The sequence below is a fragment of the Kribbella sp. NBC_01510 genome (assembly GCF_045040325.1).
In the GTDB taxonomy this organism is placed as follows: domain Bacteria; phylum Actinomycetota; class Actinomycetes; order Propionibacteriales; family Kribbellaceae; genus Kribbella.
This window is the reverse complement of record NZ_CP109418.1, coordinates 6,846,796-6,859,198: the sequence shown is the minus strand read 5'-3', so window position 1 is coordinate 6,859,198 and position 12,403 is coordinate 6,846,796. Positions and strand designations below refer to the sequence as shown.

General features: G+C 68.4%; 12 protein-coding genes. 7 read left to right on the top strand and 5 right to left on the bottom strand.

The features are described from left to right. Positions 1–942 (top strand): sucrase ferredoxin, encoded by a 942-nt coding sequence (locus OG558_RS33920; protein ID WP_405066619.1) that lies wholly within the window; start codon positions 1–3, stop codon positions 940–942. Further along, positions 939–1,436 carry a carbonic anhydrase gene (locus OG558_RS33915; protein ID WP_328520893.1) on the top strand — a complete coding sequence of 166 codons (498 nt, stop codon included), beginning with the start codon at positions 939–941 and terminating at the stop codon, positions 1,434–1,436. The genes OG558_RS33920 and OG558_RS33915 overlap by 4 nt, the downstream gene beginning before the upstream one ends. Before the next feature lie 14 nt (positions 1,437–1,450). On the opposite strand, the gene OG558_RS33910 is transcribed toward OG558_RS33915, so the two are convergent. After that, positions 1,451–2,020, bottom strand: a complete 570-nt coding sequence (locus OG558_RS33910; RefSeq protein ID WP_405066618.1) for a dihydrofolate reductase family protein — start codon at positions 2,018–2,020, stop codon at positions 1,451–1,453. A gap of 145 nt (positions 2,021–2,165) precedes the next feature. Here OG558_RS33910 and OG558_RS33905 point away from each other — a divergent pair, with 145 nt between their 5' ends. Beyond that, positions 2,166–3,176 (top strand): sigma-70 family RNA polymerase sigma factor, encoded by a 1,011-nt coding sequence (locus tag OG558_RS33905; protein ID WP_405066617.1) that lies wholly within the window; start codon positions 2,166–2,168, stop codon positions 3,174–3,176. Here the strand turns inward: OG558_RS33905 and OG558_RS33900 are convergent. Further along, positions 3,173–3,466: a hypothetical protein gene (locus tag OG558_RS33900; RefSeq protein WP_405066616.1), complete on the bottom strand. Its 294-nt coding sequence runs from the start codon at positions 3,464–3,466 to the stop codon at positions 3,173–3,175. The two genes, OG558_RS33905 and OG558_RS33900, sit on opposite strands and share 4 nt — an antisense overlap. A gap of 60 nt (positions 3,467–3,526) precedes the next feature. Between OG558_RS33900 and OG558_RS33895 the strand changes: the two genes are divergently transcribed. Both OG558_RS33895 and OG558_RS33890 read left to right on the top strand, forming a co-directional pair. Continuing rightward, positions 3,527–4,156 carry a TetR/AcrR family transcriptional regulator gene (locus OG558_RS33895; RefSeq protein WP_405066615.1) on the top strand — a complete coding sequence of 210 codons (630 nt, stop codon included), beginning with the start codon at positions 3,527–3,529 and terminating at the stop codon, positions 4,154–4,156. A 70-nt stretch (positions 4,157–4,226) separates the two neighbouring features. Then, a complete protein-coding gene (locus OG558_RS33890) occupies positions 4,227–5,522 on the top strand; it encodes a hypothetical protein (RefSeq protein WP_405066614.1) in 1,296 nt (431 codons plus the stop codon). Positions 5,523–5,996: 474 nt separating this feature from the next. On the opposite strand, the gene OG558_RS33885 is transcribed toward OG558_RS33890, so the two are convergent. Beyond that, positions 5,997–6,674, bottom strand: coding sequence for a Gfo/Idh/MocA family oxidoreductase (locus OG558_RS33885; protein ID WP_405066613.1), 678 nt, complete (start codon positions 6,672–6,674; stop codon positions 5,997–5,999). Between the two features lie 283 nt (positions 6,675–6,957). Between OG558_RS33885 and OG558_RS33880 the strand changes: the two genes are divergently transcribed. Then, positions 6,958–7,200, top strand: coding sequence for a hypothetical protein (locus OG558_RS33880; protein ID WP_405066612.1), 243 nt, complete (start codon positions 6,958–6,960; stop codon positions 7,198–7,200). A 76-nt stretch (positions 7,201–7,276) separates the two neighbouring features. Further along, positions 7,277–9,400: a Xaa-Pro dipeptidyl-peptidase gene (locus OG558_RS33875; protein ID WP_405066611.1), complete on the top strand. Its 2,124-nt coding sequence runs from the start codon at positions 7,277–7,279 to the stop codon at positions 9,398–9,400. Positions 9,401–9,409: 9 nt separating this feature from the next. Here the strand turns inward: OG558_RS33875 and OG558_RS33870 are convergent, their stop codons facing one another. Further along, positions 9,410–10,039, bottom strand: a complete 630-nt coding sequence (locus OG558_RS33870) for an HAD family hydrolase (RefSeq protein WP_405066610.1) — start codon at positions 10,037–10,039, stop codon at positions 9,410–9,412. Continuing rightward, on the bottom strand, positions 10,039–12,123 hold the full coding sequence (locus OG558_RS33865) for a type IIA DNA topoisomerase subunit B (RefSeq protein WP_405066609.1): 2,085 nt from the start codon (positions 12,121–12,123) through the stop codon (positions 10,039–10,041). Before OG558_RS33865 ends, OG558_RS33870 begins: the two co-directional genes overlap by 1 nt. Positions 12,124–12,403: the final 280 nt, after the last annotated feature.

Here is a 12,403-nt window from a genome sequence, read left to right as displayed (position 1 = left end):
GTGACCCATCGTCTCGACGCCACCGGTCGTGCCGGTTTGTGTTCGACCTTCTGCCGGGAGTTGCGTGAGCCCCTCGCCGGTACGGCGGTTGTGGCCGTGGGCTGGGTGGTTGTCGAGCAGCCGGGGCCGTGGGGCGCGAAGGCGCCGATGCAGAGTCACCTGGACCCGGCCTTCGGCGGCGCGTTCGACGAGGCCTGCAAGAAGGTGGACGTCCGCTTCGGGCTGATCCGCTCCCCCGGCCGCCATCCGGATGAGGTCGAGCGCTCGCACCAGGTGTACGTCGCCTCGACCCTCCCAGGGCGCACGTGGTTGCTTGGTGCCTGTGTCGATGATCCCGCCGCACTGAAGGAACTCGACCTCGACGCGGTCGGTCGCGGCGACCGGACCGCCGTACTCGCGTCGCTGCCGTCGCTGGCCCCGATCGACGAGCCCGTTGTGCTGGTCTGCACGAACGGCAAGCGCGACGAGTGCTGCGCACTCCTCGGCCGCCCGCTCGTCTCCGCGCTGGAGAAGCTCGCGCCGGGCCGGGTGTGGGAGGCGAACCATCTCGGCGGTCACCGGTTCGCGCCGACCGCGACCTTCCTGCCGGCCGGCACCATGCACGGCCAGTTGACTGTCGAGACCGCCACGGCCGTGCTGGACGCGGCCGGTCGTGGTGAGATCGTGCTGACCGGGCTGCGCGGCCGCTCGACCTGGACCAAACGCGGTCAGGCCGCGGAGATCGCCGTACGCCGTCTTGTCGGTGAGCTCGCGCTGGATGCCCTCAGTGTCGTGGGCGAAGACCTCGAGGCCGTCGCCGTACGGCATGTCGACGGCCGGTCCTGGACCGTGCCGGTGACCAGCGCACCCGCCGATCCACCCCGTCCGGAGTCCTGCGGAAAGGAGCCTTTCGCCATGTCGATCCTGCATGCCGGAACCCCTGAGGCTGGTGAGGTCCGTTGAGTACCGGTTTCGAGGATGTCCTGGCCGCCAACGCCGACTACGTCGCCGACTTCCACTACGGCGGGTTCGACGGCATCGCGCACGCCGGCATCGGCGTGGTCACCTGCATGGACTCCCGGATCCCGCCGCTGGAGATGCTCGGGCTGAAGCCGGGTGACGCGAAGGTGCTGCGCAGCGCCGGCGGCCGGGTTACCGAGGTCACGCTGACCGGGCTCGTCCTGGGCGTCCAGCTGCTCGGCGTCCGCCGGATCATGATCATCCCGCACACCCGCTGCGCGATGGCCGCGATGTCGGAGGACGACCTGCGCGCGAAGGTCGAGGCGGCTGCCGGGAAACCGGCGGGTTACCTGCCCATCCCGGTCATCCCCGACCAGCTCGAGGCCCTCCGCCGCGATGTCGCCGCCGTCCGCGAACATCCGCTGATCGGCGACGACATCCTCGTCGGCGGTTTCATGTACGACGTCGACACCGGGCAACTCACCCAGATCGACTGACGCCTACCGCCTGTTCAGTTGGCGCGCTGGTAGGTGAGCAGAACGAGACCGTCGCCGATGGTCCGGTTGCCGACGAGGCGCTGAGGCTTCTGCTCGCCGGTCTCGCCGAAGAGGTGTTGCCCGGCGCCGAGTACGCACGGGAACGTCATCAGCCGCAGTTCGTCGACCAGATCGTGCTCCAGCAGTGTCGGCACGAGGCGGCCACTCGCGTAGACGACGAGGTCTCCGGTGAGCGTTTCCTTCAACTTCGAGACGTCGTCCACGACGTCGCCGGTCAGCACGGTCGAGTTGTTCCACTCGGCGGCCTCGAGGGTGGCGGAGACGACGTACTTCGGCATGCTGTTCAACCTCTCCGCCCAGACGCCGGTCCGGGACGGAAACCGTCCGGCGAAGTACTCGTAGGTCCGTCGCCCCAGCAGCATCGCCTCGACGTCCAGCGCCTCGTCGGTGAAGAACTCGGCCCACGCAGCCTGATCCTCGGGCCCCATCTGGCTCCAGGCACCGCGGCCGAGACCTTCCTCACCGGTCGGGTCCTGGATGACTCCATCGAGCGTGATGTTCTCGGTGACGATGAGCTTTCCCATGTCGGTTCTCCCTTGTCGTGATGTCGACTACTGCTGATGGAGACTCCGCGGTGTCCGGAAACGGGGCGTCCGCAGACCGCCCCCTTCGCTCCTCGGCCGGCGTCCATACAGGATGGAAGCGCGACACGACAGAGAGGTGGCCGGAGTGGAGTTGGTGAGAGCCGACCTGATCAGCAGGGCGCGGGCCGGCGACGAGGAGGCGTTCCGGGCGTTGACCGAGCCGCACCGCAGGGAGCTCCAGGTGCACTGCTACCGCATGCTCGGATCGTTCCAGGACGCCGAGGACGCCCTCCAGGACACCCTGCTGGCTGCCTGGCAGGGGCTCAGCGGGTTCGAGGGGCGCGCCTCGCTCCGCACCTGGCTCTACCGGATCGCCACCAACCGGTGCCTCAGCACGCTGCGGTCAGCCATCCGGCGTCCCGCCAAGGAATGGGACATCCCCGGCGTCGAACGGCCCGAGCCGACTCGGCTCGGCGAGGTCGTATGGCTCGAGCCGTACCCCGACGCGCTTCTCGACGGCGCGATCACCGTGCCGCTCGGCCCGGAGGCCCGCTACGAGCAGACCGAATCCATCTCCCTAGCCTTCGTGACCGCCCTTCAGGTCCTGCCGCCTCGCCAACTCGCCGTACTGATCCTGCGCGACGTCCTCGGATTCCGCGCGAACGAGGTGGCCGGCATGCTCGACACGACCGTCGAGTCGGTGAAGAGCGCCCTCAAACGGGCCCGCGTCAGCCTGCAGCGCCGGCAGTCGGCGGCCGCCGAACCGCCTCCCGCCGCCGACTCACCCGCCGAGGATGCGATGGTGGCGAAGTTCGTCAGCGCGTGGGAGTCCGCCGACATCGACGGACTGCTGGCCCTGCTGACCGACGACGTCTTCATGTCCATGCCGCCGCTGCCGTTCGAGTACGAGAGCCGCGACATCGTGGCCGGCTTCTGCGCAACGCTGTTCGGCTCGGGCCGGAGATTCGACCTCGTCCCGACCCGAGCCAACGGTCAGCCGGCGTTCGGCGCCTACCTGCGCGGCGCCGCCGGCGTCCGGCACGGCACCGGACTGTACGTCCTTACCCTCAGCGGCGACCGGATCTCCGCCATGACCCGGTTCGAGAACAGCGTGTTCCCGGCCTTCGGTCTGCCGCGATCGCTCCCCGGCGCTTAGCGCTCGTCGATCACGTCGATCTCGTCGACGGCCGACGTACCCTCGCGGACCAGGGCGAACGCCGCCTTGGTCTCGGCGAGGGTCGGGGCGAGTTCACGGGCTGCCTTCAGGTCATCGGCGGACTCCCAGCGCCAGACGCCGACCCACTGGTTCTGGAGCCGGCCGAGCCGGGCCTCGGTGAGGCCTGGGATGGCGGCGCGGACCGCGTCCACCAGGGCGTTGTGTTTGCCGCGGATGTCGGAGGCGTCGTCGGTGGTGGCCTCGAAGCGGGTGATTGCGATGAGCGACATGACTATCGCCTTTCACTAGAGTTGACTTATAGCGAACAAATCTAGAGATAGACTCTAGTCATGACTGTTGTCAAGCGGCCCAACCGCCGAGCGGAGAAGGCGCAGGAGACCCGGCGGCGCATCATCGAGGCCGCGAGGGAGCTGTTCGTCGCCGACGGGTACGGCGCGACCAACCTGCAGGACGTGGCCGACCGGGCCGGCGTCGCGGTGCAGACGATCTACTTCACCTTCGGCAACAAGCGGGCTCTCCTGAAAGAGCTGGTCGATGTGACGATCGCCGGCGACAGCGAACCGGTCGCCACGATGGACCGCCCGTGGTTCACCGACGCGGTCGCCGCCGCCACCGCCGGGGAGATGCTGGCCGCGTACGTCCCCGGCTCGAGCGCCGTCCTCGCCCGGGTGTCCCCGATCATGCGGGTCCTCGAAGCGGCCGTCGCGAACGACCCCGAGGTCGCCGCGCTCTGGCCCCAGGACGAGGACCTGCGGTACGTCGTCCAGCGCGCAGCCGCGGACGCACTCGTCACCAAGCCCGGCGCTCGCAATGGTCTGACGGCCGACGAAGCCGCTGATCTCCTCTACGGCATCCTCAGCCCCGAGCTCTACCTCCTCTTCACCCGAGACCGCGCCTGGCCACACGACCGCTGGCTCACCTGGGCCACCCAAACCCTCCACACCCAACTCTGCGCGTGACGGCCAGATGATCACCCGGGGCTGTTCGGAATCTCTCGGAACTCGGGCCGGGATCTGGTAGACACCACGTATGAGACTCCGCCCCAGCTCATTTTCGCGTTCCCTGCTCGTCGGCGCCCTCGCCCTCACGACAGTCCTGTCCGGCGCTCCGACGGTCCACGCCATCCCGCCTGTCACCGGATGCCTCGACCAGTCCGCTACCGGAACGGTCGAGGAGCAACGTCTCGACACCGGCGTCGCCGGCGGTCCATCGGTCCCGGCCGAGATCCTCCGCCGATCCGGCTTCGACCGCCATGTCGCCCTGTTCACTCGCCTGCTCTGCTCGATCCCGAACCGCCAAGCCGCTGCGGCCCTCGTGCACGCGCAAGGCGAAGCCCTCTGGCGTACGGCGACCCACCGCGCCCAGCACGCGCCGACAGGATCGGACGCATTACCCGCCACCGACGACCGCGGCCTCTACTGGGCCCGCCTCTCGATGGCGCTCGCATTGAGACAATGGCACCCCCGGTTCGGCCTCGGTACGACGGAACGCGCCGGACTCATCCGATCCCTCGAGTACACCTCGCGCGGCATCACCAGCACCCGGTTCGCGCCCGGCGTACGGAAGATCCTGGTGACCGGCTTCGACCCGTTCACGCTCGATGCGGATATCCGGATCGGCAACCCGTCCGGGGCGAACGCGCTCACGCTGGACGGGCAGCGCTGGACGATCAACGGCAGAACCTACGAGATCCAGACCGTCGTGTTCCCGGTCCGCTACACCGACTTCGACGAGAACATGGTCGAGAACGCACTCGCACCGCACTACCGCCCCGGCCCACAGCACGCGGACCTGGTCATGACGGCCAGCCAGGGGCGCGTCGGAATCTTCGACCTCGAGGTGTTCAACGACCGGCGTCGTTCGGTCAGCTCGATCGGCGACAACAACAACCTCTGGGGAGGCGGCACGATCTCCGCTCCGGTCGTCTCCCCCAGCATGCCGCCGGGACCCGAGTGGATCACGTCGAGTCTGCCGCTGGCGCGGATGTCGCAGGCCGACGTGACGCCGTTCCGCACGCGCGTCAACACGTCGGTGCTGGAGATCCCGGCCGGCCAGACCCAGCCGGTCCGTCAGCCGCTCGGCCCGACGCCCGGCTCGATCGCCTCGGAGGGCACCGGCGGCGGGTACCTCTCCAATGAGGTTGCCTACCGCAACACCTTGCAGCGCGACCTGCTCGACCCGTCGATGCCGGCCGGTCACCTGCACGTCCCCGTGCTGTCCTTCGGCCCGGCCAACAAGACCGACATCACCGACCCGACGTACGAGGCCAACCGCGAGGCGATCGTCACCGGCGCCCACGCGATCCTCCGCGCAGCGCTCAGCTAGTACAGAAAGCTGGCTCCCGGGCGGCGGGTGGGGGCGCTGGCAAGAGCAGGGACCTGGGACAGGATGTCGGGACCTGGGGGGCAGGTCACCAGGTGTCTCAGGTCCCGACATGGTGTCCGCGCCCCCGCCCGCCAAACGACGCCGCTCGTGCGGGACCGTTGCGGGTTCGGACCTGAGCCACTCACCCGGCCAAACCGGTTTCGGCCACAGCAGAGCTCGACTTTGTGCACCAGATCCGTACGCGGAGTCCGGCGCCGTACGGATCTCGTGCACAAAGTGACCGACCCAGGCAGCCCGGCGGGGTAGCGAGGCGGCCGGGGGCGGCGACCAGCGACGAGGCTGACTAAGTGGCGTCCGCGGGGAAGGGGTTGGTCCCCGCGGGTACTCACGGAACGACAGGACAGCCAGAAAACTATTCATGGCCACGCTCGGCATGGACAGTTTTCTGATCAGGCCGGGCGTGGCGACGCACACTCAAAGAGCCAGTACGTCGGCCGTTCGAACAGGCAGTCCGGTCTCGAGGGAGCGGTTCGCCGCCAGCCCGGTCACCAGCGCCAGCGCGGCCTGCCGGGCATCAGCCACGTCGGCTCCCTCGGTCCGCGAGTCGTCGAGCAGCGCCGCGAGTACCCGGGCGTCGGCGCCACCATGGCCGGCGTGATCGTGCTCGACGGTGTGGTCGACAGCCGCTGACCACAGCGGCCGCAGGGTGATGCTTGTCTGTCCGGCCGTCGGCGCGGCGAGGTCGCCATGGACCGCTCCCCTGGCCGACTCGACCCGCTGGTGGGGCAGGACAAATGTCGACTCTTCTACATTCAGCTCCAGCCGTCCCCGCGATCCGTTGAATATCACGCGGTAGCCCTCGGCCGGTGAGTACGCGGTCAGGTGATACGTCATGGTCGCCCCGGAGTCGTAGGCCACCAGCACCGCCATGTCGTCCTCGATCGACACCCCTGGCGCGAACACGTTGCGATCGCGGTAGTAGCCGTCCTCCGCTTCCGCGTCCAGGTACAGCTCACGCAAGGTCTGGTTGTCGGCCAGGTGCAGCGCGAACGGATCGTCCAGGGCGGCCGCGGATCCATGGGCACGGACGTAGTCCCGCGCGTACCCGTGCCGGCGCCCCGGACCGTAGAAAGGCCAACTGTCCTTGTGCATAGACGATCCGGGGTTCGGCGCCGAGCCACCAGTTCACCAGATCGAAGTGGTGGCTGGCCTTGTGCACCATCAGGCCGCCCGAGTTCGCCTTGTCGCGATGCCACCGGAATGATCGTGCAGCCGTGCGGCAGGAACAACGTCGCCGACACCAGCCCGAGACAGAAGCCTCCGCCCGGGAAGCGTGTGCAGGCAAGTGCATATCCGGCGCAGGACGTGACTACTAAAGTGCTCACTACCGCGCCTCAGGTGATCAGTATTGTGTTCATGAAGGACCGGCCGAACGATGCCGGCCGGCGCCGAGGCCATCCTCACCGGCCTGGCCGGGATCCGCCCGCACCCCGACGGATCCCGCACCATCCACCCTCAACCCGTTGCCGCGGGCAACATCAGCATCCACGGCCTCAGCTACCGTGGCCACTCCGTCGACGTCACGATCACGACCGAGAACTGCCAGGTCTCCGTGGACGGCCGCCGGCTGTCACCCGGCCCGGACGGCACCATCCTCGCCGTACCTCCGCGGTCCTAGCTGTTGCGATTCGGGAGGTCCCGCCGCATGATTCAGAGGTTTGATCTGCCAGGCGAACGCTCGGAGAGGACCAGACATGAGAATCCGACTTCTGGCGAGCGCTGCCGCGACGACCGTTCTGGTGGTCGCGGCAGTTGCCAGTCCTGCCTCGGCACGACCCGCGACGACCGGCACTCCAGCGCCGGTGGCGCCGACCTTCGTCGACGGTCTTGCCCAGGCGGTCTTCTCCACCAACCCCACCGACTGGTACAGCGGTGAGGTCTGGGTCCAGGCGCCGTTCGACAGCGACCACGACGGCGAGCTCGACCGGATCCACACCGACTTCTCCGCGCCGCGCGAGGTGCTCACCGAGGGGCTGAAAGTACCGGTCGTCTTCGAGGACAGCCCGTACTACGCGGGTACGGCGGACGCGTACAGCAACTGGGCCGTCGATCACCCGCTCGGCTCGCCGCCGCTGCTCCGGCCGCGGGCGCCGTTCTGGACGGCCTTCGACACCAGCCCGGTGATCAGCACCAGCCTGGAGTCGACCTGGGTGCCGCGCGGATTCGCCGTCGTCCATGCGGAGTCACCAGGCACCGGCCACTCCCACGGTTGCCCGACGTCGGGCGGCAGCAACGAGACGCTGGCCGGTAAGGCGGTGATCGACTGGCTCAACGGTCGCGCCCGGGCGTACACGACCAGGGACGGCTCGACCCGGGCCGTGGCCGGCTGGACCACCGGCAAGGTCGGCATGATCGGCACGTCGTACAACGGCACCCTGCCGGAGGCTGTCGCGACGACCGGGGTGGATGGCCTGAAGGCGATCGTACCGATCTCGGCGATCTCCGACTGGTACGACTACTACCGGGCGAACGGCATGGTGCGGGCACCGCATTCGTCATCCAACCCGTCCGGCAACAACAATGCCTTCCAGGGCGAGGATCTGGACGTGCTGGCCGACGTCGTGTACTCGCGGCTCGACGAGACCGGCGAACGGAAGATCTGCCAGCCGGTGATCGACGACCTCGAGCACCACATCGATCGCGCCACCGGGAACCGTAGCGGCTTCTGGCAGGAGCGCAACTACATGAAGGACGTGCGCAACGTCCACGCCGCAACCTTGCTTGCCCATGGCAATAACGACTTCAACGTCATGACGAAGAACGCGGCGCAGTTCTACGCGGCGCTCAAGAAGCAGCACGTGCCGCACATGTTCTACTTCCACCAGGGTGGCCACGGCGGCCCACCGCCGGACGTGCTGGTGAACTACTGGTTCACCCGGTACCTGTACGGCGTACCCAACGGAGTCGAGCGGCTGCCACGGTCGTGGGTCGTCCGCGAGGCCGCCTCCTGTCCGCCTCGCCAGACCGCTGTCAGCGGAGACCAGTCGAACACGGCAACGCTGGCGGTGGCCGACACCACCCCGTTCCGGATCGGGTTCTCCCTCACCGTGCCCCAGACCAACGCCGACGGCACGATCACCACCACGACCCGGCTGATCGCGAGGATCCCCGACTCGACCCATCTGGTACTGGCGTCGGCGGTCGCCACCGCGACCGGTCAGAAGGTAGCCGACGGCGCGACCGTCAGCCTGCAATGCAGCAACGCCAACCCGACCCCGTACGCCGAGTGGCCGGATCCCGCCTCGGGTCAGGCCGGTCTCCACCTCACGCCGGGAGCCCCGGCACGCGGTGGCCTGACCTTCGCTCCGACCGCGGCCGGCACCGCGACGGAGACGCTCACCGATGACGCGTCGATCGCCGCCATCACGTCGGCGAACGCTGCCGCTTCGGACGTGCGGCTGGTCTACCAGACGCCGCCGCTCACCAAGCCCGTCCGCATCAGTGGTACGCCGTCGGCCGCGCTGCAGATCGCCTTCAGCGCGTCGAAAGCGAACCTGACCGTGGCGCTGGTCAGCTACCCACCGACCGGCAACGGCACGATCCTCACGCGTGGCTGGATGGACCCGGCCAACCGTCTCTCCGACTGGGCCGACGCTCCCGTCCAGCCGGGCAAGCTGTACCGGATGAACGTCGACCTGCAGCCGAAGGACACCGTCGTACCGGCTGGGAACAGGCTCGCGCTGATGGTCGTGTCGAGCGACCGCGACTTCACGATCCGGCCTCCCGCCGGCACGCGGCTGACCCTCGACCTTGCCCACAGCTCACTGGTGATCCCGGTGGTCGGCGGCCCGGAAGCGCTGGTCGACGCCCTGAGCTAACCCCTGGATTCAGCTGGCGAGAATGATGGGGAATACGCCCTGGACCGAAATCAGGTGGTGGTCCGCGATCGGCGTCGGCGCGTCGTGACGGTGGCCGATCCGGATGGTGCTCAGGTTGGCGTTGATCCCGCCGGCGATGTCGTACGACGGATGGTCCCCCACCATCCACCCGTCGACCAGGGTCGCCCCCGCGCCTTCGGCTGCGATCTCGAAGATCCGCGCGTCGGGCTTCCGCACGCCGACTGCCTCCGAGATGCAGCAGTAGTCGACCGCGTCGGCGATCCCGGTGTGCTCGAGCTTGCGGCTCTGCTGGACCACGCCGCCGTTCGTGACCACGGCAACCCGCCAACCCGCCGTACGCAAGGAAGCGAGCCCGTCGAGCACCGGCTGGTCGACCCAGGTGAACGACGGATGCTCCCGGTCGTACTCGTCGACGGAGACAGCAACCCCAAAGCGTTCGCGGAATCCGGCGAACAACTGCGGCCGCGGCGTGAACCCACCGTTGTCATGGGCAACCAACCAGTCGACCGCGTCCGGCCCGAGCCCCGCGCGATCGACCCACCACCGAGCCCACGCCAGAAACGCCCCGTCCCGATCAATCAACGTGTTGTCGAGATCGAAGCACGCCAGCCGGGGCATCACACGTCGATGCGGTTCTCGTCCAGGTCGTAGGCGCCTTGGACGATGAATTCCTTGCGGGGGGCGACGTCGTTGCCCATCAGGAGGTCGAAGACGTTCGCGGCGGCCTCGCCGTCGTCGACGGTGATCCGGCGTAGTGTGCGGTGCCGCGGGTCCATCGTGGTCTCGGCCAACTGGTCGGCGTCCATCTCACCGAGGCCCTTGTAGCGCTGCGGTGGCTCCTTCCAGCGGACGCCCTTCTTCATCAGCTCGGCCGTCTTCCGCTGGTACTCCGCGTCGCTGTACGTGTAGAGGTACTTCTCCTGGCCCTTCTTCGGGTTCGTCAGCTCGAACCGGTGCAGCGGCGGTACCGCGGTGTAGACCCGCCCGGCGTCGACCAGCGGCCGCATGTACCGGAAGAAGAGCGTCGCCAGCAGGCAGCGGATGTGGGCGCCGTCGGAGTCGGCGTCGGCCATGAAGATGATCTTGCCGTAGCGGACCTGCTCGAGGTCGAACGTCCGGCCCGACCCGGCGCCGACCACCTGGATGATCGACGCGCACTCGGCGTTCTTCAGCATGTCGCCGACCGACGCCTTCTGCACGTTCAGGATCTTCCCCCGGATCGGCAGCAGCGCCTGGAACTCCGAGCTCCGCGCGAGCTTCGCCGTACCCAGCGCCGAATCACCCTCGACGATGAACAGCTCGGAGCGGTCGACATCGTTGCTGCGGCAGTCGGCCAGCTTGGCCGGCAGCGCCGACGACTCCAGCGCGGTCTTCCGCCGCTGCAGCTCCCGGTGCTGACGGGCCGCCACCCGCGTGCGCGACGCCGCGACGACCTTCTCCAGCACAGCGCGCGCCTGCGCCTTCTGGGCAGCCTTGTTCGAGGTGAGGAATGCCTCCAGCTCGCTCTGCACGACCTTCGCCACGATCCGCGACGCGGCCGGCGTGCCGAGCACCTCCTTGGTCTGGCCGTCGAACTGCGGCTCGGCCAGCCGGACCGTCACCACCGAGGTCAGGCCTTCGAGGACGTCGTCCTTGATGATCTCCTCGCCGCTCTTCAGCAGGCGGGTCCCGTCAAGTGCGTTCGTGAAGCTCTTGGACAGCGCGCGCTCGAAGCCGGCCACGTGGGTCCCGCCCTTGGGCGTGGCCACGATGTTCACGAACGAGCGGACCTCGGTCTCGTACCCGTCGCCCCAGCGGACCGCGATGTCGACCTCCAGATCGCGCTCGACGTCGGTCGGCGTCATGTGCCCGGCGTCGTCGAGCATCGGCACGGTCTCGGTGAAGTGACCGGTGCCGGTCAGCCGGACCACCTCGGTCACCTTCTGGTCGGTGGCGAGGAACTCGCAGAACTCACTGATCCCGCCGTCGTGCTTGAAGGTCTCCTCGGTGATCTCGTCGCCGCGCTCGTCCCGGATCACCAGCTCGAGCCCCGGCACCAGGAACGACGTCTGCCGCGCCCGGGTGACCAGCTCGTCGTAGTTGAAGGTCGCGTCGCGGGTGAAGACCTGCCGGTCGGCCCAGTACCGGATCCGGGTGCCGGTGACGCCCTTCTTCGCCCGGCCGGCCTTGCGCAGGCCCGTGGCCGGAGTGAACGGCGCGTTCGCGCCCTCGCCGTCGAACTCACCGGCGGCACCGCGCCGGAACGACGTGGTCCAGATCACGCCACCGCGGTCGACCTCGACGTCCAGCCGCGCGGACAGCGCGTTCACCACCGAGGCGCCGACACCGTGCAGACCACCCGAGGCGTTGTAGCTCCCGCCGCCGAACTTGCCGCCGGCGTGCAGCTTGGTGAACACGACCTCGACACCGCTGAGCTTGGTCTTCGGCTCGATGTCGACCGGGATGCCGCGAGCGCGGTCGCGGACCTCGACGGACCCGTCCTTGTAGAGCACCACGTCGATCCGCTCGCCGTGCCCGGCCAGGGCCTCGTCGACGGCGTTGTCGATGATCTCCCACAGGCAGTGCATCAGGCCGCGGCTGTCGGTGGACCCGATGTACATGCCGGGGCGCTTCCGGACCGCCTCGAGACCTTCGAGGACGAGCAGGTTGCGGGCGTTGTACGTCGGGTCGAGCTCGGTACTGCGAGGCGTCGGGGCGGCCACTTGGCTCCTTCACTGGTTCACAATCCACCTGCACACGTCCGGGACCGGATCGGCTCCGAACGCATGCTGACAGCCTATGCGGCCGCACCCCCAAATCGTGGCAGGCAGGGCTGTGAGTGGACGGTGATGGGTACTGGAGATACGTGCTGCGGCAGGTATCGATCTGGACTCGATCCGGGAGTGGTGTTCGACACTCCGATCTTCAGCGCACTGTGACCGCACCATGGCGCACAGTGAGAGAAGACACGCCCGATACCCGCCGGAAACAACAATTCGACCC

Coding starts and splice junctions, on each gene's coding strand:
- OG558_RS33870 (WP_405066610.1), bottom strand. CDS start 10,039: ATGCCCCGGCTGGCGTGCTTCGATCTCGACAACACGTTGATTGATCGG.
- OG558_RS33875 (WP_405066611.1), top strand. CDS start 7,277: ATGAGAATCCGACTTCTGGCGAGCGCTGCCGCGACGACCGTTCTGGTG.
- OG558_RS33910 (WP_405066618.1), bottom strand. CDS start 2,020: ATGGGAAAGCTCATCGTCACCGAGAACATCACGCTCGATGGAGTCATC.
- OG558_RS33885 (WP_405066613.1), bottom strand. CDS start 6,674: ATGCACAAGGACAGTTGGCCTTTCTACGGTCCGGGGCGCCGGCACGGG.
- OG558_RS33890 (WP_405066614.1), top strand. CDS start 4,227: ATGAGACTCCGCCCCAGCTCATTTTCGCGTTCCCTGCTCGTCGGCGCC.
- OG558_RS33900 (WP_405066616.1), bottom strand. CDS start 3,466: ATGTCGCTCATCGCAATCACCCGCTTCGAGGCCACCACCGACGACGCC.
- OG558_RS33895 (WP_405066615.1), top strand. CDS start 3,527: ATGACTGTTGTCAAGCGGCCCAACCGCCGAGCGGAGAAGGCGCAGGAG.
- OG558_RS33880 (WP_405066612.1), top strand. CDS start 6,958: ATGCCGGCCGGCGCCGAGGCCATCCTCACCGGCCTGGCCGGGATCCGC.